This window comes from Calditrichia bacterium (assembly GCA_020634975.1).
GTDB lineage: Bacteria > Calditrichota > Calditrichia > RBG-13-44-9 > J075 > JACKAQ01.
In genome coordinates this window covers 2,057,065-2,081,158 of sequence record JACKAQ010000001.1, presented here as the reverse complement: position 1 = coordinate 2,081,158, position 24,094 = coordinate 2,057,065, and the positions used below count along the sequence as shown (strand labels likewise).

Sequence of the window (24,094 nt, the reverse complement as noted above, 5' to 3'; positions counted from 1 at the left end):
AACAAATAGGGAAATACTTATGGATCTTCAACGTCAACGCATTGTCCCGATGGATATTCAGGAGGAAATGCGAAATTCATATCTCGACTATTCCATGTCCGTAATTGTTGCACGGGCGCTGCCCGATGTGCGTGACGGACTAAAACCCGTGCATCGCCGGGTGCTGTTTGGAATGTCGGAACTGGGCATGTCTTACAATCGCCCGTATAAAAAAAGCGCCCGTATCGTCGGGGAAGTACTCGGTAAATATCACCCGCACGGCGACTCCGCAGTTTACGATACAATGGTTCGTATGGTGCAGGATTTTTCGCTGCGGTATCCACTGGTGGATGGACAGGGTAACTTTGGCTCCATCGACGGTGACTCTGCAGCAGCAATGCGTTACACAGAAGTGCGCATGTCCCGGATCGCCGGCGAAATTTTACGCGATCTGGATAAAGAAACCGTCGATTTTCGCCCGAATTTTGACGAAACATTGCAAGAACCGGTCGTCATGCCTACTGTTTTCCCGAACCTGCTCTGCAACGGATCTTCCGGGATTGCAGTGGGGATGGCAACCAATATTCCACCGCACAACCTGGTGGAAGTGACCAATGCGCTAACGTTGCTCATCGATAACCCCGAATCGACAGTTCCGGAATTGATGCAGCACATTGTCGGACCGGATTTTCCGACCGGCGGCATTATTTTTGGCACAGAAGGCATTCGGGAAGCTTACACAACCGGTCGCGGAAAAGTAATTGTTCGCGCAAAAGTGAATGTCGAGCACGCTCGTGGCAACAAAGATCGCATCATCGTTAGCGAATTGCCCTATCAGGTAAACAAGGCATCGCTGATCGAAAAAATTGCCGATCTTGTTCGCGATAAAAAGCTCGAAGGCATTTCCGACATCAACGATGAATCCGATCGCGATGGTATGCGAATGGTGATCGAACTGAAACGCGATGCGCAGCCGGAAGTGGTGATCAACCAGCTTTACAAATACACCCAAATGCAAAACACTTTTGGTATCATCAACCTGGCGTTGGTGGACGGTCAGCCAAAAGTGATGGCGTTAAAAGAAATGTTGCAGCACTTTATCGATCACCGCCAGGTGGTTATTGTGCGCCGCTCCAAATATTTGCTCGCCAAAGCGGAACATCGCGCCCACATTTTGGAAGGTTTGAAAATTGCGCTGGATAATATTGATGCAATCATCGAAACCATCAAAAAATCGCGCAACCCGGAAACAGCCAAACAGAATTTGATGAAAGGCTTCAAGCTTTCCGAAATTCAGGCGCAAGCAATTTTGGATATGCGCCTGCAACGCCTCACCGGTCTGGAACGCAAAAAAATTGAAGATGAATACACCGAAATTCTCAAAACCATCAAACGCCTGAAAGCCATTTTAGCCAGCGAACAATTGCAACGCCAGTTGATCAAAGAAGAGCTGGAAGAACTGAAAAACACCTACGGCGATAAACGACGCACCGAAATCATCAAAGATTTCACGGAATTTTCGATTGAAGATATGATTGCGGAAGAAGATATGGTTATCACCATCACGCGTGACGGCTACATCAAACGCTTCCCGGTCAGCGGATATCGCCGCCAAAACCGCAACACCCGCGGCAGCACCGGCGCAAAAACCGCCGACACCGATTTTGTGGAACACCTGTTCATCGCTTCCACCCACAATTACATCCTGTTCTTTACAGATAAAGGCAAGGTGTACTGGCTGAAAGTGCACGAAGTGCCGCAAGTCGGGAAAGCCGGAAAAGGGCGCGCCATCGTCAATATGATCCAAAAAGAAAAAGACGAAAAAGTGGTGGCGTATCTGAACGTGAAAGAATTTTCCGACCAGTTTTTCCTGACGATGGCAACACGGTTGGGAATGGTTAAGAAAACCAATCTTTCCGCTTTCGGCAATCCGCGTCGCGATGGCATTTACGCCATCAAAATCAACGACGGCGATGATTTAATTGAAGTGAAACTTACCGACGGTGCCAACGATATATTTATGGCAACAGCTAACGGTATGGCAATTCGCTTTACCGAAACCGAAGTCCGGGAAATGGGACGTGTGGCTGCCGGTGTTCGGGGCATTGCTTTAGGCAAAGGCGATTACGTGATCGGCATGGTTGCCGTTAAACGGGAAGGCTCGCTAATGTCCATTTCCGAACTGGGATTTGGCAAACGCACCGATATTCGCGAATACCGCACAACCCATCGCGCCGGAAAAGGAATTAAAACCTTTAAAGTGAGCACAAAAACCGGTAAATTGGTTGCAATTAAGGAAGTTATCGACGATGACGACCTGATGCTGATTACCAACAACGCCATTATTCTGCGCATCCAGATCGGCAACATTAACTCCACCGGCCGCGATACAATGGGCGTTCGCCTCATCAAGCTGGATAGCGGCGCAAAAATCAGCGACGTTGCCAGAGTTGTAAAAAGCGAAGATGACGAAAACGACGCAGACGAAGGCGAAGATACTCAGGAATAACCGGGCAAAAACACTGACACAAACCAACGCCTGTTATCGGGCGTTGGTTATCGATAAATGACAGGCTTAACTGATACTGCTTCAGGAAATAGCGTTTAAACAACAGGAATGGGTATGAAAAAAATATCTGACTCAACCATTCGCCGTCTTTCCCGGTATTACCGGTCGCTCGAAAACCTGATCGCGCGAAACATGGAAACCGTTTCTTCCGACCAACTGGCAGAAATGGATGGCATAACCTCTGCCCAGGTACGAAAAGATCTCTCCTTTTTCGGAACATTTGGCAAACGGGGGCTCGGCTACAACACCAAACGGCTGCAACAGCAAATCGGTGAGATTCTGGGATTGGACAAAAGCTGGAATGTTGCGGTTGTCGGTGCCGGAAACATCGGGCGTGCGTTAGTGAAATACGAAGAGTTTATCAAACAGGGATTTAACATTTGTTTGATAATGGACGCAGATCCGGAAAAAATCGGCACAAAGGTAGGCAATCTGGTTGTTGGGGACAGCAAAAAGCTGCCGGCATTGATCAAACAGAACAAAATTGATATTGGCATTATCGCTGTTTCTGCCAGCGCCGCGCAAGCCGTTGCCGATTCGCTGATAGACGCCGGCATTCGCGCAATCCTCAATTTTGCTCCGATCAGCATCAAAGCACCGGATAATGTTCAGGTAAAAAGCGAAAACACCGCCATCGAAATCGAATCGCTGTCCTACTTCCTGAATCAAGGTAAATGATCTCAAAACAATAGGTTATAAAAAAAGGCTGGCGCAAAACGCACCAGCCTTTTCGTGTTTCACAATAATCACAAAACTTAGTTGTTTTTCAGTTCCTGCGACTTTTTGAACGCCTCGTTAGCCTCTTTGCCCATACCTTTGTTGCCATACATAATTGCCAGGTATTCCCAATAAGTGGCATTTTCCGGATACATCTGGGTTGCTTTTTGCATAAAAGCAATACCTTCGTCCACTTTGGTTTGGGTGCGTACATAGCAATTTGCTAAAATATTAAAGGTGATTTCATTATCCGGCTCAGATTCCAGGCTCTTCACAAAATAGGGAATCGCTTCGTCAGTTTTTTGCTGGTTATACAAACTCACGCCAATATTATAGGCAAGGTCCGCATTGTCCGGGTCCATTTCAATCGCTTTGGTGTAATATTCGTTTGCTTTGTCCCAGTTTTTGCGAGTGGATTCCATCATGCCTAGTTTCTGATAGGCATCGCTGTTATTCGGGTTAATCTGAAGCGCTTTTTTGAACATCTCTTCGGATTTTTCGAAATTACCGGTCATGCTATACACTTCTGCTGAAGCGATAACCATCATTTCGTCATTCGGCATTTTTGCCAAGCCTTGCTCCAGCGCAGCTTCTGCTTTTGTGGTATCGCCGAGGAAAATATTGGCCATCGCCAACGGGCGATACGGCTCAGTGCGGGAAGGATCAATTTCGGAAGCAACTTGCAGTTTATCGCGTGCCTGGGCAAACTTCTCTTTTTTCTGCGTGTCGTCCGTCAACGCTTGGGCATCCTGAATCATTTTGATGCCGCTATTATAGTTTTCGGCAAATTTTCCGGTGCGAATCTGGGTGATCGCATCTTTAGCAGCCACGGTGCCGCCGCTTAAATTTACCCGTTGCGCCGGATTCAACGAAAGCACTTTGTCGAAGGCTTCGTTCATTTTGGCGTAATCTTTGGTGTGCTCGGCGCTCAAAAAACCCAGATAATACCATGCTTCAGCATTTTCCGGATATGCTTTCACCGCGTCGTTTGCATGTTTCAATGCATCATCATATGACTGGCTGTTCACCGCCATAACGGTCGATTCGAGCTCCTTTGGCCGGCAGGCACTGAACACAATCAGCGCAACCACGAGCATCAGGATAAACTTACTTGTGGATGATTTCATAATTTCTCCTCCAAATGGAATCTGTTTAATGAATTAGTTAATTTTTACCCAATCGTAATTTTTTGCTTAAAATACTGTTTCAAATTGACTTGCGATGTTTTTTCCGAACGGCGGACGAATCACCCCTTTTTCGGTGATAATCGCGGTGACCAATTCCGGTGGCGTGGTGTCGAATGCCGGATTCCAGCAGGGCACATCGGGAACGGTAATTAACGTTTGGTTAAATACGCGCCGGATTTCCTCCGGATTGCGCTCCTCGATGGGAATTTCCGCACCGGATTTAATGGCCATATCAAACGTGGAAAGCGGCGCCGCCACATAAAAAGGCACACCGTGATGTTTCGCCAAAACCGCCAGATTGTATGTACCGATTTTGTTGGCAACCGAACCGTCCGCGGCAATCCGGTCGGCGCCCAAGATAACGGCGTCCACCTTTTTTTGCTGCATGAGAAACGCGCCCATGCTGTCGCAAATCAGCGTTACGGGAATGTTGGCGTTGTGCAATTCCCAAACCGTGAGCCGCGCCCCCTGCAAAACGGGACGGGTTTCGTCCGCAAAAACCTGAATGTTTTTGCCCTGCTGATGTGCCCGGTATATGACACCCAGCGCCGTGCCGATGCCACCGGTTGCCAGCGCACCGGTGTTGCAGTGGGTCAAAATTTTCGCATTTTGGGAAATCAGCGTTGCGCCGAAATCGGCCATTTTGTCGCAGCGGTTGCGATCATCGTCGTGCAGCGCTTTCGCCAAACTCAGCAGGTTGCTGTTCAGCTGCTCGATGGTCGGATCGGGCAATTCGCGAAGTTCATTTCGCAAGCGATCCAACGCCCAAAACAGGTTCACGGCCGTGGGCCGCGCATCGGAAAGATAAGCAACGTGCTGATCAATTTTCTCAAAAAAATCCGCCGGTGTTCCGGCATTCGATTGCTGCATTCCCAAATATAATCCATACGCTGCGGTAATGCCGATCGCCGGAGCGCCGCGCACTTTCAGCGTGCGGATGGCATCAAACGCCGCTTCGATGGTGCCAATTTGGATAAATTCGCAATGTTCGGGTAATTTGGTCTGGTCAACCAGCGTTAGACCGGTATCATTCCAGCTTACCGCTTCAATCATGCAACGTGCCTCATCTAAAATTCGATTAAATCCGAAGAATTTATGATACATCCATAAATATATCAAGCTATTTATGAGAACAACAATGCTATTGGATCGATTGCCCGCCATCAACTTTGATGATTTCGCCATTGATAAAATCGCCGCCCTCAATGAGAAAAGCGATGGTTTTGGCGATATCTTCCGCCGAGCCAAATCGTTGCAGCGGAATTTTTTTGCGCAAATTTTCCGCCTGACCGGCATCGAAATCTTTTGGCAGCATCACAGCGCCGGGCGCAACCGCGTTCACGGAAACATGCGGCGCCAGCGCTTTGGCCAGCCCTTTGGTTAGGGCAACCACGCCCGCTTTCGATACGCAATACGGAATGTAACTCGGCCAAACCCGTTCCGGTGCAATATCCGCGAGGTTGATAATTTTACCGCGCTGCTGGCGAACCATCACTTCGCCCATTATCCGGCAACCGAAATACGTGCTTTTGAGATTCACATCCATAAAATGATCCCACTCTTTTTCGGTCGATTGCAGGAAGGGCGTTTTGTAAAATATGGCCGCGTTGTTCACCAGCACATCAATTTTGCCAAAGCGTTCCAGAATGCGGTCGCGAAGCGCAATCCAGCTTTTTTCGCGGGATAAATCGCCCTGCACCAACAGCGGCGGTTCGCCAATTGCGGCAATCTCTTTTTCTGTTTCGCGCGCTTTTGCGGCGCTGGAATTGTAGTGGATCACCAGCCGCCCGCCTTTTTTTGCCAGCATCAGCGCTGTGGCTTTGCCAACCCTGTTGGCGCTGCCGGTAACCAAAATAACCGCTTCCCGGATGTTCATTTCTGCTCCATTGTTGTATATTGCAATTTAATAAACGGGATGAGCTAAGCAAGTGTTTTCTCAGGAGCTTAAGCGACCATTTTTTTCTTAAAAAACAGTTCGCGCCCGTAAAATTTTCAGGTTATAATAAATAAATAAACCAGAAATACGACGGGATAAAAAATGTTGGCAGATCACGCAATTGAGATTTTTGAAACCGCAATCCGGGCTGTGCACCCCAAAAAACTGATGTCCGGCAGAATCGCCTTCCGAGACGGGCAGTTGTTGCTCGACGAAGAAAAAATTGCCGCGACGGCTGGCGGTAAAATTGTCGTTTTCGGTTTCGGAAAAGCGTCCGCCGCGATGGCTGTGCAGCTCGAAGCAATCACCGGTGACGCCATTTCCGGCGGATTGGTGATCACCAAATACGGTCACGGTACCGATTGCCGGCACATCACCGTTCGCGAAGCCGGGCATCCGGTGTTGGATGAAAACGGCATTTCTGCAACCAAAGAGCTGGTCGAAATGGCGGAAAATCTGGGTGAAAACGATCTGGCGATCTGCCTGATTTCCGGCGGCGGTTCCGCCTTATTGGAGCAATTGCCGGATGGCATTTCGCTGGTAGATTTGCAGCAAACCACCGAATTGCTGCTCGGTTGCGGCGCATCAATCAACGAAATGAACGCAGTTCGCAAACACATTTCGCGGGTAAAGGGTGGGCAACTGGCGCGGGCAATTTTCCCGGCGCGCTGCATCAGTTTGATGATTTCGGACGTCATCGGCGATCCGCCGGATGTGATCGCCTCCGGCCCCACTTCGCCGGACAACACAAGCTTTTCCGATGCACTGCAAGTTATTGATAAATATGAACTAATCAAAAAAATTCCCGACAGTGTCCGGCAGCATTTGCTCACCGGATTCGCCGGAAAAATTGCCGAAAACCCGCAATCGAACGATCCGGTTTTTAACCGAATCAACCACCGCATTTTGGGCAGCAACACACTTGCACTGCAGGCTGCGGCATCAGCGGCGAAGCATTTGGGATACAACGTTACCATTGTAACCAGCGAATTGCAGGGCGAAGCGCGGGAAGCCGCACAAAAAATTGCCGCAATCGCGAACGATGTGCAACAGTTAAATCAACCGATCCCGAAACCGGCGTGCGTGCTGTTCGGCGGCGAAACAACCGTGACGTTGCGCGGCAACGGAAAAGGCGGGCGAAATCAGGAATTTGCGCTCGCTGCATTGCTGGAAATGGGTGAATCCGATTTTGATTATCTCATTTTTTCCGGCGGCACCGACGGAACGGATGGCCCGACGGATGCGGCCGGTGCGTTCGCATCGCCAACAATATGGCAAATCGCGCGGGAAAAAGGCATCGATCCGCAGGATTTTCTCAATCGCAACGATGCCTACCATTTTTTTGAGCAAACCGGCGGGCTGGTAAAAACCGGTCCCACCGGCACAAATGTGATGGATGTCGGGATGATTTTGGTTCGGTGAGTTATCGATTTTTGCAACCAAAACAGGCGGTTTGCATTTGGTTGAATCAGATCGCAGCAGGGGGATTCCTGCCTTCGCAGGAATGACACGAAATTTTTCTTTGCCACTATAATAAATTAAAAAAATCAGATACGAGCAAACTGCTCGTCAGTTGGCTCCGCTCAGCAATACCACGGCTCGTTGAGATAGGGAATTTCGGCGCGACCGGGAATTTCCGCCAGCTCCGGCAGTGGCTCGTCTGTTCCGGCGATGGCGTTTACCGCATCCCAAATGTGTGCGAAAATTTCGGTTCGGGACAAATTGCGTTTGCTGCCGCGATCGACCAGTTGCATCACGCCGCGCTGCAATTCATCCATTCGGGGATCGGGATGCGCCCATTCGTAAGTGAGCAATTCGCGATTGAATTCACCGAGAATCTGTTGCGTTTCCGGCAATTCCAGCAGCCGCGATCCGTTGGGAATTAGCAACCGGATTGCCAGTTGGATCGGCGAAACCTGCGTTACTAAATTCAATTCCGCCAATAATTTAAGCAAGTCAAAATAGCCTCCCAACGAGATCCACGGATTGAATGTGACAAACGTGGGATTGAGCGCCAATCCAATTTCCGAGAATTCTTTTGCCGTCGCCACAAAATCCGCCCGCGTGTGCCCTTTGTCGAAAATTTGCAAAATTTGGTCGTCCACCGCTTCCACCGCGCTGGTGACGAACGCGCAGTTGGTATCACGGAGCACGGTCAGGTGTTCGCGATGCTTCAGCAAATGCTCGATTTTGATGGTCACATCGTAGGTGAGTTGCGGAAATTCATCGTGCAGCACCCGAACGATTTTTACGGCGTGCGTCGGTCCGTTGAAAAAATCGGGATCGCCAAAAGTGATGTGCTGTGCACCCATTTCCACCTGCTGGCGAATATCTGCCAGCACAATTTCCGGCTGAATCACCCGGAATCGCCCGCCGTAAACCGGCACAATCGGGCAGTGGCGACACAAATGTTTGCAGCCGCGCGTGGTTTCGGTGTAGCCGGTAATTTTCGGCGATGCATTTTTGCAGCAAAGTTGAGCGTATTTTCGCAATTCCGGCAGATCGCTGCGATCCGGCAGCACGAATTGCTGCCGTTCAAACGAAATTGTCACCGAATGTGGCGATTCGATATCTTCAATTGATGATTTCGAGTTATCGATTTCCCGCGCCAGTTTTCGCAAATCCGTTTCAAATTCCCCACCGATGATGGTTTTTACGCCGAGTTGCAGCAAAAAATCATCGTTCATCGGCGCGTACAGCCCGTAACAGCAAATATGCGTCTGGGGATTAAGCGACCAAACGCGCGGAATCATGCCCGCTGCCAGACGAGTGGCAGTGTGCATTGGCAAATAAAACGCAACCAAATCCGCTTCGCGCGCGAGTTGTTCCGGGAACGGTTGAATTGCGCAATCGACGGTATTGACGGAAAAGCCATCGCGCCGCAACCACGCCGCCGGCGATGCCAATCCAAAGGGCTGGCGCCCGATTTCATAAGTTGAAATGAGTAAAATTTTTGTTTGGCGGGGAACTTTAATCATAAAAATTACTGACGTGTGCTATAAAAGCGACTGGATCAGTTTGATATTGTTTCTCAACCAATCATTCACAACTTGATTGGTATCAATGTTTTTTTGTCGGGCATATTCTTGAATAAACTCGGCAACGTCTTTTTCCAAATAAACCGGCAATTCCAGTTTTGCATTTGGACGGTAAAACTTACCTCGTTCCCCGACCGTAAAATCATATTCTTTTTTGATATCAGCCATTTTGATACGCCTTAACTTCTCTTTTGGTTGCTTTTCTGGCAGAAATAATCCGGATTCGAATATCGGCTTCTTCTAATTCCTCGAAAGTATGAACAACGACGATCAATTTTCCCGAATAATCCTGCCCGAGAGTTATCCATCTTTCTTCAATATCGCTGTGTGTTTTGTCAAACAATGAAATAGAAAGTGGATCTTTAAAAATTTCTGCTGCATTTTCAAATCGAATATCGTGCTTTTGCAGGTTTTTTTCTGCTTTAACAAAATCCCATTCAAATTTGTAATGAAACGGTTTTTCTCTCATTTAGAAAAATCTGTTGGTTATTTGCTCGGCTGATAATACGGGTTTCGTCCGCTGGCGTGATCGGTGCTGTCCAGAATTTCGGTGATTTCCGGAACGCTTTGTTTGATCATCACTTCGATGCCCTGTTTCAGCGTCACATCCACCATACCGCAGCCACGGCAACCGCCGCCAAGCTCGATGTATGCGGTGGTTCCCTGAACATCTACCAGTTTCACAAAACCGCCGTGCAGCGCCAGTGCCGGATTAATTTGCTGGTCGATCACCGTTTGCAATTTTTCGGCAATCGGTCCGTCAACTTGTGCGGCTTTCACCACTTTATCGATGCGAAATCCGCCGCCCATGCCTTGCTGGATGAAATCCAGCTTCACTTCATTAATATATTCCAGACTGTCCGCGTCGATAAAAATTTTGAAATCATCGAAATCGAGCACAGTGTCGTCGTCAAAATCCTCACCTTCCTGAACGAACGCGAGGCTGTATTCCGGATTCACCGGCGATGTGGCTTCCGCCAAAATCCGCACGCCCAACACCGGCGATTGCGCTCCCTGAATCAACTGATTGAGTTTTATCCGGGCATTATCCGTGACCACAACACGCTCGTTTTGTTCGGTTGCGCTGCTGTCATCGGCTTGCGGGGTATTTTCAGGGGCTTCATCATTATTTTTTTTGTTTTTAAACCAGGCCATTATTTCTCCTAAAATCTGTCAATAATCATACATTAATATAGGATGTTAATATACTCATTTTCGTTACGCGATTCATCGACTAAATAATATCCCGCATTTCACCCCGTTTTTGAACGGATTTGACAACTGTTTATACGAACGGCAACTTCATCTTCTCCAATAAAACGGCCGGTTTTCCGGATAAGTTTCGTGTTACGGCAACAGCACGCTGTTCAATCGATCCGCTGCAATTTTCAGACGATCCGGCGATTCGCCCGCAAAGCAGATGCGGATGTAGCTGTGAAAATCGTTCCCGAAATCTTTTCCCGGCGCGATCGACACGCCAGCTTCCAGACAATCATCAATCAGTTGCCAATAATCCCGTCCGAACAAATTTGGGCTCATATCGAAAAACAGATAGTAACCACCTTCCGGCACGATGTGCGGAATTTCCAATCCGCCGGAAATAATATCGCGCAGCTCGTGGCAATGTTCGACAAATGCAGATGACCAGGTTTTGCGCTGTTTCACCGGTTCAACCATCATTTGTTGCGCCAGCGTGGACGGGCTGTAAAGGATGTGCACCAACGCTTTATTCATCTGTTTGAGCAATTCGTGCGGCGCAGCGATGTATCCCAACCGCAATCCCGCAAACATGAACACTTTGGAAAAAGTGAAAATCGACAGCGTTTGCTCAAACATACCCGGAAAGCTGCCAACAGAAATGTGCTCGTTTCCGTCGAACGTCATTCCGTCGTAAGCTTCGTCCGAGAGCAGCCACAGGCTGTGTTTTTTGGCGAATGCGGCCACCGATGCCAACTGCGTCCGGTTGAGCACTTTGCCGCTGGGATTGTTAGGCGAGTTGAGATAAATCGCCACGGTTTTATCGGAAAGTTGCGCTGCCAGCAGTTCCTCAATCGATAATTCCGGCTCGGCATACAGCCGCGAATATAGCGACACTTCCCGTACAACGCCGCCGGCCAGCTTCACCATTCCGGGGAAAAATGGCCAGCATGGGGTGAGCACCAGCACTTCTTCACCGGGATTAACAATGCTCATCATGCTGACAGTCAGCGCGTTGGATGCGCCGGCAGTGAGCATGATGTCATCCGCCGTTGCCTTCAGCCCGTTGTCTGTGTTCACCTTTTCAGCGAGCGCTTCGCGGAGTTCCGGAACGCCCATCGTGTTGCAATAGCGGTTGAAATGCGGATGCGCCGCCAAAAATTGCGGATCAACCGGCAATTCATACGGTGGCGGCAAATAGGAATCACCGATGTGCAGTTTCACCAAATCCGCACCTTTTTCGCGCATTTTGGGTAAAAATTTTTCGAAAACAGAGCCGCTCAATTGCAAAAGCCGGTCGGAAAATTTTGGAAATCTGGGCATCGGGTGGTTCCTCTTTGATTCAGTTGTCCCATTTTGGGGATTGATTGCAACAAAACATTACTCCGCCTATCGCGGTTTTTGATGCGAAAAAATGACGTGCGGCGAACGCGCCGGTTTGTCTGTCCGGGTATTTTATCGGAAAAAATTGTTTTACAAAACAGGATTTTTTAGCAACAGTTGCAGATGAAATTATGCCGGATAAATTGACCCAAATCCATAAAAAATAATCACAAAAAACCCCTTTTTCCAGTAAAAATATTGCCGAAAAACAGCCGTTACTTTGTGAAAAACGCTCTCATGTTTCGGGGTTTTCTTTCGATGATACAGTTTTTACATCGCCAAATTGACACCACCGGAATCAGGGATTGGATTCCCAGAAATCATCTTAAAATTGGTTTTTTTGAATTTGCGGCATTGCTCACACCAATAAATGGGTTGTTTTGTGAACTTTTGTTCACGAAAATTAACCCTCGCATGGATGCCATCAACAAAAATGGACGAATCGCGAGTCAAGGGATGGAAGCAAAAAAAGGTTGTGTTGAATAAAAATTTCTCTTGATTCTAAAGGTGATCGAACATTACTTTGACGCCGAACTTCGAAGTACGAGCTACCGCAAATTAAAAAATTGGACGAGCTTCGCTTGCCCTACGCTGTGCCCGGAATTAATCTTTTTTCCTATAAAATAATTGCGTTTTTTTAGCGCAAACATACATTACCACATCCCATAACATCATGGAGGAGCGTCACATGCCGTCAAAACAAGCGCCAAACTTGCCAGAGAAATCGAAGAACGGCGCTGCAAAAAATGGCAGCTCTGTGGCTGTAGTTACCCAGCCGAGAATCACGGTGGAAGTAAAACCGCCGGAGTTCATTCGCAAACGCGATGGGCGGGTAATGCCATTCGAAATTGAACGAATTGAGAATGCCATTAATTTATGTTTCCGCAGCATCAACCGGGAACCCAGTACCCCGGTATCCGAACTGGCCCAGCAGGTTGTGAACATCATTTCCGCGAAATACGAAGAACCCAGCGTAGAAGAGGTTCAGGACGTGGTTGAAATGGTGCTGCAAGCTGCCGGCGAATACGAAGCAGCCAAAAGCTACATCCTCTATCGCGCAGAACACGCCAAACAGCGCCAGGAACGCCCGATTCCCGAGGATGTTCGTAATGCATTTGCGGTATCGGACAAATTTTTTCCGACCCAGCTTCAGAAATTTCAGTTCTATGATAAATATTCCCGTTTCAATTATGAATTGGGACGCCGCGAAACATGGGTAGAAACCATCGATCGCGCGGTTAACTATTTAAAAGAGCTTTCGGAATATCGATTGCCCGCAGCGCTGTATACGCGCATTCGCGAATACATGCTGGAAATGAAAGCGATGACCTCCATGCGCCTGTTGGCGATGGCCGGTGCCGCCGCCCGCCGGAACAACATTTGTATTTACAACTGTTCCTACATGCCGGTGGACAGCATCGATTCATTTGTGGAAGCGCTGATTATTTCCATGTGCGGTTGCGGTGTCGGGTTTTCCGTGGAAAGCCAGTATATCGAAAAATTCCCGCGCATCAAACGCCAGCGCAATGCAAAACCGGTTCGCTACACCATCGAAGATTCAGCCGAAGGCTGGGCAGATGCGTTGCGTATCGGTCTGCAAACCTGGTTCGATGGCGGCGATATTATTTATGATTATTCGCAAATCCGCGAGGCCGGCGCACCGCTGCGTATCAAAGGTGGTCGCGCTTCCGGTCCGCAGCCGTTGCGCAAAATGCTCGATTTTTCACGCCAGCGGATTTTGGCTCGCCAGGGCAGCTTGCTTCGCCCGATAGATGCGCACGATATGATGTGTGCCGTTGGTAACGCAGCCGTTTCCGGCGGTGTTCGCCGCACGGCGATGATCTCGTTATTCGATTTCGACGATCAGGAAATGATTCAGGCAAAAAGCGGCGATTTCGAACGCCACAACAGCCAACGCTGGAACGCCAATAATTCCACTGTTTGGCCGGACCGTCCGTTAACTCAAATGGAATTAACCCGTTACATGCTGGATATGGTAGAATCGGGACGCGGCGAACCGGGTATTTTTGCCCGCCACGCGATCACCAATTCCATTCCGGAACGACGTAAACAGGACGTATTCGGCACCAATCCCTGCGGCGAAATTGTGTTGCGCCCGTACGAATTCTGCAACCTTTCTATCGCCATCGCCCGCGCGGATGACACTTACGAAACACTGCGCGATAAGGTGGAAGTCGCCACGATCATCGGCACCATTCAGTCGATGGCAACGCACTTCCCGGGATTGCGTCCGCAGTGGAAACACAATTGCGAAGAAGAGCGCCTGTTGGGTGTGGACATCAACGGACAGCTGGACAGCAAAATTGCCCAGGATCCGGAAGTGATGAAAATGCTCAAACAAGTTGCGGTTGAAACCAACCGTCAGGTTGCCCAAATGTTGAGCATCAATCCTTCTGCATCGGTCACCTGCGTGAAGCCTTCGGGTAATTCGTCGCAATTGTTCGACTGCTCGCCGGGCATTCATGCACGCTGGTCGCCGTATTACATCCGCAATGTTCGCGTTGGTACGCACACGCCCATCTACAAAGTATTGAAAGATGCCGGCGTACCGATGGATCCGGAAAACGGTCAAATGCCGGAAACGGCGGAAACGTGGGTCATCCACTTCCCGGTGAAAGCACCGGAAGGCGCCATCACCCGCAACGACCGCACCGCCATCGAGCAGCTCAATTACTGGCTGCAGTGCAAGCTGAACTGGACGGAACACAATCCCAGCGTGACCATCACCTATCGCCCGGACGAAGTAATTGACATCATCAAATGGGTGTGGAAAAACCAGGACAGAATCGGCGGCATCACCTTCCTGCCGGCATTCGACGCGCAGTACGATCAAATGCCCTACGAAGAAATCAGCGAAGATGAGTATGAACGCTTGGCTGCGGCATTCCCGAAAATCGACTTCTCCAAGCTTTTCCGTCACGAAGAAGAAGATTACACCACCGCTGCACAGGAACTCGCCTGCTTTGCCGGTTCCTGCGATCTGGATTTTGTGGATTTCCGTAACAAAAAAGATAACTGATATTTTTTTACACATCTTTGATCAAAAGGCAGGTTCTGCAAAGAGCCTGCCTTTTTTATTGCCCAACTATCTCAATCGACTATTGATCTTGCGATTTTCGCGATGTAATTTTGGCACCGCGACGATACGCTGCCCGGATTTCGCAGGTGGAAGGTCATGTAAACCAGCTAATTAATCACACCCCGCAACCGGCGCATGGCTTACAGATGTTCACAGGAGGATCGGAACATGGATGCGATTCGGCTACAACAATCCCACGTTTTAACACCTGCAAAATTGCTGGATTTATACCGGCAATTGCAACTCCCACGGATGATCGAAGAACGCATGCTTTCGCTGCTGCGGCAGGGACGTTTATCCAAATGGTTTTCCGGCATCGGGCAGGAAGCCATTTGCGTTGGGGCAACGTTCGCGTTGAATCACAACGATGTAATTTTACCGATGCACCGCAATCTCGGCGTGTTCACCACTCGCGGTATGGATTTGAAACGCCTGTTTCGCCAATTGATGGGCAAAAGCGGCGGTTTCACCCACGGACGGGATCGCTCATTCCACTTCGGATCGCCGGAACATCACATCATCGGAATGATTTCGCACCTCGGTGCGATGCTGCCGGTTGCCGACGGCTATGGTGCTGCTTTCCAGATGAAGGGACAAAAACGCGTCGCGCTGGCGTTTTCCGGTGACGGTGCAACCAGCGAAGGCGATTTTCACGAAGCGCTGAACCTTGCCGCCGTGTGGAAATTGCCGGTTATTTTTATGATCGAAAACAACGGTTACGGATTGTCCACTCCGGTGAATGAACAATACGCCTGCAAACATCTGGCGGATCGCGGCATCGGATACGGCATCGAAGGCTTGCGCATCGACGGAAACGATGTGCGGCAGGTTTACGAAACTGTCATCTACGCTGCTGAAAAAGCCCGCCACGGGCAGGGACCGACACTCATCGAAGCGATGACCTTCCGCATGCGCGGTCACGAAGAAGCATCTGGCACCAAATATGTACCGCAACATCTCTTCGATGAATGGAAACAGCGTGACCCGGTTGAGCGCTACGAATCATTTTTGGTGAAAGAAGGCGTTCTCTCCAATGAAGATAAAACCGCCATCCGCGAAGAATTGGCCGCAAAAATAGAAGAAGCGCTGGAAGAAGCGCTCGCCGCACCGCTACCGGAAAGCACTACCGAAAAAGAAATGAGCAGCGTTTACGCACCGGCGCTCGTCAATATTCGCACGCCGTCGTATCCGCCGAAAACCCGGGAAATGCGGTACGTTGACGCCGTCAGCGATGCGCTTCGTGAAAAAATGGCATCCGATGCATCGGTGCTGCTCATCGGGCAGGACATCGCCGAATATGGCGGCGTGTTCAAAGTTACCGAAGGATTTTTGGAGCGATTCGGGAAAATGCGGGTTCGCAACACGCCAATTATCGAATCCGGCGCAATTGGCGCAGCCATGGGTTTGGCGCTGGAAGGCTACAAACCGGTGGTGGAAATGCAGTTCGCGGATTTCGCAACCTGCGGATTTAATCAGATTGTGAACAATTTGGCAAAAACCTACTACCGTTGGGGATCGCCGATCAACGTGACCATTCGCATGCCGTATGGCGGCGGCGTTGGCGCGGGACCGTTTCACTCGCAATCGCCGGAAGCCTGGTTTTTCCACATTCCCGGGCTGAAATTACTGGCGCCTGCAACTCCAGAAGATGCCAAAGGCTTGCTGATTGCCGCGCTGAACGACCCGAATCCGGTGCTGTTTTTTGAGCACAAAGGGCTGTATCGCAGCATAAAAGGCGAGGTTCCGGAGGGCGTGTATCAAACTGAAATCGGTAAAGCCGATATCAAGCGCAGCGGCACGGACGCCACGATCATCACTTACGGCATCGGCGTTCACTGGGCGCTGGAAATCGCGGAAATTATTGAAAAAGAAGACGGCGCATCGGTGGAAGTGCTCGATTTGCGCTCGCTGCTGCCCTGGGATCGCGACGCTGTTTTGGAGAGCGTGCAAAAAACCAGCCGCGCGCTGGTGTTGCACGAAGCGACACTCACCGGCGGCGTGGGGGCGGAAATCGCCGCAACCATCACCGAAAACATTTTTCAATCGCTGGATGCACCGGTGATGCGGGTTGCCTCGCTGGACATGCCCGTACCGTTCAACCCGAAATTGGAACAGAAAATTTTCTGGGCGAAAGATCGCCTGCCGGAAAAATTGCGGCAGTTGTTGAATTATTAATTCACTTTTGAAAAACAAAAACCCCTGCAAATTTCCAACATCTGCAGGGGTTTTTGTTTTCTATCGAATCAAATTCATTCGCCGGGTTTTGGCGGCACCGTCCACCGAAAGCCGGTACAGATAAATTCCTGATGCAACTTGCCGCCGCGCGCATCGCGCCGTCCCACAACAACTGATATTCTCCCGGCGATTGCGAGCCTTCCGGCAGCAACGTCCGGATGTTTTGTCCCAACGCGTTAAAAATTTCCAGCGATACCACCGCATTTTTTGAAAGCGTCCACGAAATTGTGGTTTCCGGATTGAACGGATTTGGAAAATTCTGCGCCAGTGCAAAGCCATCCGGCAGTATTCCCGGTTCGGCAATCCCGACTGCCGGGGAAACCAGCGTTCGCTGATACGCGCCATTGCCATGCGTTGCCACGCGCAACTTGTTATTTTGCAACGAGATAGCCAGGCTCATCGCGATCACCGCATCCGGCAAATCTTCGCTGAAATCTTCCCAGCTTGCGCCGCCATCCGGCGAAAAAAACACACCCAAATCATTCGCAACATACACATGCGCCGGATAATTCGGATCGATTTCGATGGCGTTGTGCGGCACATCCGGCAGCCCCGCGTCAATCGGCGTCCAGTTTGTGCCGTAATCTTCTGTTTTGAACACATGCGACGCGCCAAAACCGGAAAACGTAACATATGCGATCGATTCATCCAGCGGATCAATCGCGATATCCGTCGGAAATCGATTGGGCAAATTACCGGTCACATTCGCCCAAACTGCCCCGCCATTCAGCGATCGAAAAACGCCCGGAACCGTTTGAAACGGCGCGGTTGCAGCATAAACCAAATTGTTGTTTTGCGGCGCAACAGCCATCGCCAAAGCCGGATTGCCATCCAGCGGATTGCCGTTGTTGGTTGCCGTCCAGCTTTGCCCGCCATTGGTGGAGCGATACACAATATCGCGCCCGGCGTAAATGACATCGGGATTATCCTGTGCAATCACAAACGGTGCAATAAAGGTGGTTATTCTTCCGGCTCCGGGAATGCCCAACGTAAACCAGTTTGCGCCGCCATTGGTCGATTTCAGCACATTCAATCCCTGCCACGAGCCATACATCACGTTGGCATCCAACGGATCCATCGCGCTCCACGAGCCGTCGCCACCGATGACAAATTTTGCCCACGCCGTACCACCGACATAAATAGTGGTGCCGTTATCCTGCAACCCGCCCATCGCCAAATTGGAATCGAGGGGAGAGCTGGAAAATCCGTTATAAAATTGGGTGGTTTGGTAGCCGCCGTTGCAACCGGCAAACGTGCTGCCGCCATCAATGGAGCGAAAAACACCACCGTCTGTTGCGAAATAAATGATCTCCGGATTTGTGGGATGATATTTTACATCGTGAACATCCGAATGCACATAAGTGGGCGTGCCCTCCGGCGATCCCGGCGGAATAACACCGCCAAAAGCGTTGCCGCCGGATTTTTGCTGCAGGGTCGATCCGCCATTTGTGGATTGATACACCTCGATGCCAACTGCGGTTATCTCATTGAAATCACTCGGGTTAAAGGCTGCATCATGCGAGTACCAGCCCTGCCATTGGGAATAGTCCTGTGTCGACATGATTTGCCAGGTTTGACCGTTGTCGGACGATTTGCAGAGCCAACTCGCATTCCCGCTAGTGGTGGAAAAACCGTTGCCGATGCTGGCCAAAAACTGCGTTCCGAACGGTGATGGATACACGTCCAACTGCACTTTTCCGGCAAAGGCTGACGGGACGCCGGAAGTAATTTTTGTCCAGTTTATGCCGCCGTTGGTGGTGCGATAAATGCCGTGTCCGGTGCTGCCGAAGTTACCGCAACCAACCAAAACGTTATCGGAATTTAGCGGATCGATGGCCAAATCCATCGCCAAAATAACGCTGTGAACCTGCGTCCAGTTTGCGCCGGCGTCGATGGATTTGAACACGCCTTCGGTGGTGGCTGCCCAAATGACAGCTTCGTTATTCGGGTCGATCTTTATCGCCCAAACGCCGCGCTGCTGGTTCGATGACCAATCCAGGCTTTTCTCCCAACTTTGCCCGCCATCCGTGCTTTTCAAAATGCCGATGCCGTAGGTCCCACGGGTGGAGCGATACGCCGCACCGGTTCCGGCAGCCTGATAATTGTAAACTTCGCCGGTGCCGATATACATTATATTGGAATCGGACGGTGCAATTGCAATGCTGCTCACCGCCAAAACCGGGAAACCGGTGGGCAGGTAATCCCAGGCATCCGCGCCGATGCCGCCGGTGGTGCTTCGCCAAAGCCCGCCGCTGGCGGAACCGGCAAAAATGGTATTGGGATTTTGCGGATTGAAAACCACCGCCAATGTGCGCCCGCCATAATTGTGTGGACCCATCGTTTGCCAGCCATCCGCAGTTTGCGAAGCGTTTTTACGGAGGGTTTGCCGGTTGTGTTCAAATGCGGCAAAATGCCCCACTTCCGGCATGGCTGTGTTCGGATATGCGCGCTGCATGCTCCACAAATTCAACGCCCGATAAGCGCCTGAAATTTTTTCCGGCTGCTCAGATTTGCTGCGTTCGCGAATAAAAAATATGGCAAAACCACAAATCAGCAGCAAAAATCCTAACCTTGGAACGTACCCGATTTTCATAAAATTTCCTCCACCTGTTGGTTGTTGCAATTTAACGCTGTTACGAACGGCATACCATTCCACAAACGAGTGATATTTCTCACCATTCGGTATCCATATTTTTGCGTTTTTTAACCCGTTAATTCATTCAGGCGGCTGTTCGAGTGGATTGTTACGTCACAAAATCCAAAATGTTACGGGCATTCGGGCAACCCGAAATAGCAGGCATCACCTCCCGTAATTTTGATGTTTCGGAAAATTAGCTTAGATTACGAATGAAGCTAAAAATCTTTTCAATTTATTGAGAAAAGATACGCTATTTCATCATCTTAATGAATAAACACGCAACCACCAAAAGGGGTTTAAAGATGGAAACCAGCACTGTTTTGTTATTGGCTTTAATTTTTTCAGTTGCCGCAAATGTTATTTTTATTTATAAACGATTTTTCAGGAAGCGCAAAAGCCTGAAAGCATAGCGATGATAACACGTTTCAACATAAATACACGATAGTGTGTAAGGAGATAATTATGGATGTGGAAACATTATTACTGGTTTCGGCTGGTGTTAATTTAGTTTTTGCGCTGATCGAACCGCCGCCGGAAGAAGAAACGCCACCACCGGAAAAATCCGGCACCGATCCAAACGAAAAAGATCCTTCCGAAGAGGAAAAGGATCCGCAAAATTAAGCATAACGCTGTCGGGAGTAGTTATTCCAGGTTATTGTTTCGGATTTTTTTTCTACCGATTATCATGTTTGATTTATTCACCGGCGATGTTAATTTAATATTTTAATATAACTTATCATCGCCGGTTTTTTATTATGATTGCTATCGTTTTGAATCGTTACCAAAATAGATTTTTCGAACTTCTGCCAATTTTTTTCGTGGTGTTGCTGTTTTCCGGTAACAGTTTACCGGCGCAACATCTCATCGAAAATCCTTTCCAATGGCTGGAAGCCATTCAATCCCGCTCGCTGAAAATTCAGGCGGATTCTCTCGAACAAACCATCTCGCGCAATATTGCACCGCCTTTTTTTTACGATCTGCTGCTGCAACGTTATCTGATGCTGGACAGCCTCGATCACGCAGAGCAATTTTTTCAGCGGCGCATCCGGCAACAACCTGATGACAATTTTGCTGCTCAAACGCTGGCAAATTTGTATCAGCACGGGCATGATCCCCAAATTACGGCGCAGGCTTTCCGGCGGGCGTTGGATGCCGGGCAGCCATCGTGGGGGCTGATCGATGATATATTCGCATTCAACCAGCGCTTTCCGGAACATGCTATTTCGCAGCATATTTTCGCACCCTATTTTTCTTCGAAAACCGATCTACTGTTTGTCCGCTCGCTCGCCGCTTATCACGAAGGAAATTACAAAACGGTGATTTCCAATCTCGCAAATGTATATAAAAACAATACTTTACCGTTAGAATTATTCAAACGATACGGGCATTCTTTTGAGATGGCAAGACAGCGAAACCGCGCGGATTCGCTGTGGCAGGAGCTTCTCCATTCATTAACGAACCAGAAAAATGAATATCAGATTGCAGCAGTTTTGGAAAAACGCGCCACCAATTATTTATCACAGAATCGCATGGAAGAAGCAGTCGTGCTGTATGATTCGGCGCTGGTGATCGCCAAAAAACTCGGCGATTTCGGGTTACAGCAACGCATTCTTGGCAATAAAGGCCACGCCCTGCGATTTATGAACGATCTGAAATCTGCCGCCGCATTTTATACGCAGGCGCTGGACATCGCCGAAAAATTGAAAGAACCGCTGTATTGCTATTTCTGGTATCAGCGATTGGGCGAAATCCGGCTGGACGAATCGCGATTTGATGAGACACTGCGCATGCTGGACAAAGCCCAACATGCGGCGCAGGATGCCCATTATTTTCGCGGAATGGTCAGCATTTTGTTGGAATTTGGGGATACGTACAGCTATTTGCAATTGCACGAACTGGCGAAAAAAGCCTACGAGGCATCCCGTGAAAATGCCAACGCCTTTGGCATTGATAGCTATTTGCCCAGAATTAACGGCGGTTTGGGCACGCTCGCGGAAGCCCGGGGCGATTACGAATCTGCTATTTCCGCATACCAATCCGTGCTGGATGCAACAACCAGCGAGCGCCATCGCGCATATTGGCATTATTTAATCGCGAATATTTACAAACGTCAACATCAGGAAGATTTGGCGGAGGAACACTATCGGAGTGCGTTGAAACTGGCGGAATCGAGCAAATACAATTCATACATCGGTTGGAGCGCCTGCGGTTTGGGCGAAACCGCGCTGAAAAAAAATGCCCTCGATTCGGCATATCACTATTTTGAATATGCCAATCGCATCGCAGATTCATCGCATTATTCGCTGAGAATTTCGGCGCTTTGCGGCATCGGCGATGCACTGCGTGCGCAAAACGATCTGTCCGCCGCCATTCGCGAATATCGCCGGGCTGTGCAAATTGCGGAAAAGGTGAATCGCAGAATCAAAGTGGAAGAATTGCGCATCGGGCATTTCGATATTGTGTCCGAGGCGTACACCCGTTTGGTCGATAGCTATTATTTGCAATATTTGCAAACCGGTACGGAAAGCGATTTGGACAGCCTCTATTTTTACAAAGAATTTTCGCTCGGGCGATCGCTGAAATATTGGGATGTGCGAAAAACGTTTGCCAATCGCGATGCAGCACCGCCGGACAGCCTGCACCGCATTTACCGCGAAATGTGTGCGCAGCTTCAGCAAAAGCAGCGCCGCCTCCGCGAAAAGGCCATGCAGCCGGAACATCGCGAAGGCTGGGACGATCTGCTCGCCGAAACCGAAATTGCCCGCTATTCGCTGCTCGGGCAGCAACTCAATTTGATGGATTTGGTAGATAATTCCCCACAATTGGCGCAGAACAGCGTGTCTATCCGCAATATTACCAAACTTCAGGATCGTTTGCGGGAGTTGAACGGCGCGATGTTGCTGTATCACATCTCGGATAAAACGGCGTTTGCGATGCTGCTTTCTGGCAGTACGCATCAGGTTGTGCCGCTCAATGCCACAAAAAATGACATCGAATCCGCGATTAGCGATCTGCTCAATCCCTTTCACGGGGTGGAAACCGGCTCCATTCAGTCCACACCGTTCCGTGCGGCGGTCGCGTTCCGGTTGTATCAGATGCTCATCGAGCCCATAGAAGCGCAGATAAAGTTGCCGGAAAAATTAGTGATTGTGCCGGATTTGGCTATCGCCAACCTGCCGTTTGGATTGCTGCTCAACCAAAAACCGCCTCAGCACACATACACGCCGGTAGATTTTCCGGAATACGCCGCAAATTTTTTGCAGCATCGCTACAGCTTTACTTACATTCCGTCGCCGGGATTTTTGAACCGGCAGGTATTTACGCCGCCGGCGAAACCGGCAGTGCTGGCATTCGCCGATCCGTTCAATTACAAAATCCTTTCCGCGCAAAACGAAAGCCGTCTTCGCCAAAATGAAAACTGGTATTTTCCGCCGCTGCCGTATTCGCAACAGGAGGTGGAGCGCATCAAAAATATTTATCCGAAAACCGAAATTTTTACGCTCGATGCGGCAACCAAACAACAATTTATCACCAGCGCACCGGATTATTCCGTTTTGCATGTTGCCTCGCACGGGTTTGTGAATCCCACTTTCGAGGCATTTTCCGGGCTGGTTTTTGCATTCTCGGAAAGCGATACCGTTGATGATGGATTGCTTTTAGGCTACGAAATATCTGAGCTTAAGTTAAAATCAGATTTGGTAACGCTCAGCGCCTGCGAAACCGGCGAGGGCAAACGGGTTGCCGGAGAAGGCGTTTTGGGGATGCCCCGATTGTTTTTGAACGCCGGCGCCAACTCCGTTTTGATGACGCTCTGGAAAGTGGATGATTATTTTTCCGCACAGCTGATGCCGGATTTTTACGCCAATTTTCTCAATAAAAAACGCACCAAAACCGACGCGCTAACCCTCGCCCAGCGCGATATTCTCAATCAACCGACAATGGAAAACGGGGTGTATTACCAGCATCCGCTGTATTGGGCGGCGTTTGCGTTGTATGGCGATCCGGGCGCGGCAGCCGGCAGCGGCTTTCCGGTGTGGGTGGCAATTGTTGCGGGATTGGTTTTGATCGTCGCAGGATGGCATTTGTTCAGAAGAAAAATCCAATAATTTTTAGAA

General features: G+C 49.6%; 17 protein-coding genes. 8 read left to right on the top strand and 9 right to left on the bottom strand.

Features of this window, described 5'->3' with window-relative positions:
- The first annotated feature begins 19 nt into the window (after positions 1–19).
- Complete coding sequence (gyrA, locus tag H6629_08445) at positions 20–2,488, top strand: DNA gyrase subunit A (protein MCB9067820.1); 2,469 nt, start codon at positions 20–22, stop codon at positions 2,486–2,488.
- Positions 2,489–2,602: 114 nt separating this feature from the next.
- On the top strand, positions 2,603–3,226 hold the full coding sequence (locus tag H6629_08440) for a redox-sensing transcriptional repressor Rex (protein ID MCB9067819.1): 624 nt from the start codon (positions 2,603–2,605) through the stop codon (positions 3,224–3,226).
- Between the two features lie 77 nt (positions 3,227–3,303).
- Here the strand turns inward: H6629_08440 and H6629_08435 are convergent, their stop codons facing one another.
- From H6629_08435 to H6629_08425, 3 genes are all read right to left on the bottom strand, one after another.
- On the bottom strand, positions 3,304–4,392 hold the full coding sequence (locus H6629_08435) for a tetratricopeptide repeat protein (GenBank protein ID MCB9067818.1): 1,089 nt from the start codon (positions 4,390–4,392) through the stop codon (positions 3,304–3,306).
- Between the two features lie 66 nt (positions 4,393–4,458).
- On the bottom strand, positions 4,459–5,502 hold the full coding sequence (gene mtnA, locus H6629_08430) for an S-methyl-5-thioribose-1-phosphate isomerase (protein MCB9067817.1): 1,044 nt from the start codon (positions 5,500–5,502) through the stop codon (positions 4,459–4,461).
- A 91-nt stretch (positions 5,503–5,593) separates the two neighbouring features.
- Complete coding sequence (locus H6629_08425) at positions 5,594–6,328, bottom strand: SDR family oxidoreductase (protein MCB9067816.1); 735 nt, start codon at positions 6,326–6,328, stop codon at positions 5,594–5,596.
- Positions 6,329–6,490: 162 nt separating this feature from the next.
- Between H6629_08425 and H6629_08420 the strand changes: the two genes are divergently transcribed.
- Positions 6,491–7,810 carry a glycerate kinase gene (locus H6629_08420; protein MCB9067815.1) on the top strand — a complete coding sequence of 440 codons (1,320 nt, stop codon included), beginning with the start codon at positions 6,491–6,493 and terminating at the stop codon, positions 7,808–7,810.
- 161 nt (positions 7,811–7,971) lie between these two features.
- Here H6629_08420 and H6629_08415 read toward each other — a convergent pair whose 3' ends face one another.
- The 5 genes from H6629_08415 to H6629_08395 form a co-directional block, all read right to left on the bottom strand.
- Positions 7,972–9,366, bottom strand: coding sequence for a radical SAM protein (locus H6629_08415; GenBank protein MCB9067814.1), 1,395 nt, complete (start codon positions 9,364–9,366; stop codon positions 7,972–7,974).
- 18 nt (positions 9,367–9,384) lie between these two features.
- Positions 9,385–9,585: a hypothetical protein gene (locus tag H6629_08410; protein MCB9067813.1), complete on the bottom strand. Its 201-nt coding sequence runs from the start codon at positions 9,583–9,585 to the stop codon at positions 9,385–9,387.
- A gap of 1 nt (position 9,586) precedes the next feature.
- On the bottom strand, positions 9,587–9,895 hold the full coding sequence (locus H6629_08405) for a BrnT family toxin (GenBank protein ID MCB9067812.1): 309 nt from the start codon (positions 9,893–9,895) through the stop codon (positions 9,587–9,589).
- A gap of 17 nt (positions 9,896–9,912) precedes the next feature.
- A complete protein-coding gene (locus tag H6629_08400) occupies positions 9,913–10,581 on the bottom strand; it encodes a NifU family protein (GenBank protein ID MCB9067811.1) in 669 nt (222 codons plus the stop codon).
- A 192-nt stretch (positions 10,582–10,773) separates the two neighbouring features.
- On the bottom strand, positions 10,774–11,946 hold the full coding sequence (locus H6629_08395; GenBank protein ID MCB9067810.1) for a pyridoxal phosphate-dependent aminotransferase: 1,173 nt from the start codon (positions 11,944–11,946) through the stop codon (positions 10,774–10,776).
- A 318-nt stretch (positions 11,947–12,264) separates the two neighbouring features.
- Here H6629_08395 and H6629_08390 point away from each other — a divergent pair, with 318 nt between their 5' ends.
- The 3 genes from H6629_08390 to H6629_08380 all read left to right on the top strand — a co-directional run bounded on the left by H6629_08390 (position 12,265) and on the right by H6629_08380 (position 17,281).
- The gene (locus tag H6629_08390) at positions 12,265–12,492 is read left to right on the top strand and encodes a hypothetical protein (GenBank protein ID MCB9067809.1); all 228 of its coding nucleotides are present in this window, start codon (positions 12,265–12,267) and stop codon (positions 12,490–12,492) included.
- A gap of 202 nt (positions 12,493–12,694) precedes the next feature.
- Positions 12,695–15,046, top strand: coding sequence for a recombinase (locus H6629_08385; GenBank protein ID MCB9067808.1), 2,352 nt, complete (start codon positions 12,695–12,697; stop codon positions 15,044–15,046).
- Positions 15,047–15,274: 228 nt separating this feature from the next.
- A complete protein-coding gene (locus H6629_08380; GenBank protein MCB9067807.1) occupies positions 15,275–17,281 on the top strand; it encodes a dehydrogenase in 2,007 nt (668 codons plus the stop codon).
- A 1-nt stretch (position 17,282) separates the two neighbouring features.
- On the opposite strand, the gene H6629_08375 is transcribed toward H6629_08380, so the two are convergent.
- The gene (locus H6629_08375) at positions 17,283–19,934 is read right to left on the bottom strand and encodes a hypothetical protein (protein MCB9067806.1); all 2,652 of its coding nucleotides are present in this window, start codon (positions 19,932–19,934) and stop codon (positions 17,283–17,285) included.
- A gap of 507 nt (positions 19,935–20,441) precedes the next feature.
- Here H6629_08375 and H6629_08370 point away from each other — a divergent pair.
- Together H6629_08370 and H6629_08365 are read left to right on the top strand one after the other, a co-directional pair.
- The gene (locus H6629_08370; GenBank protein ID MCB9067805.1) at positions 20,442–20,600 is read left to right on the top strand and encodes a hypothetical protein; all 159 of its coding nucleotides are present in this window, start codon (positions 20,442–20,444) and stop codon (positions 20,598–20,600) included.
- Between the two features lie 134 nt (positions 20,601–20,734).
- Positions 20,735–24,085 carry a CHAT domain-containing protein gene (locus H6629_08365; protein ID MCB9067804.1) on the top strand — a complete coding sequence of 1,117 codons (3,351 nt, stop codon included), beginning with the start codon at positions 20,735–20,737 and terminating at the stop codon, positions 24,083–24,085.
- Positions 24,086–24,094 lie beyond the last annotated feature (9 nt).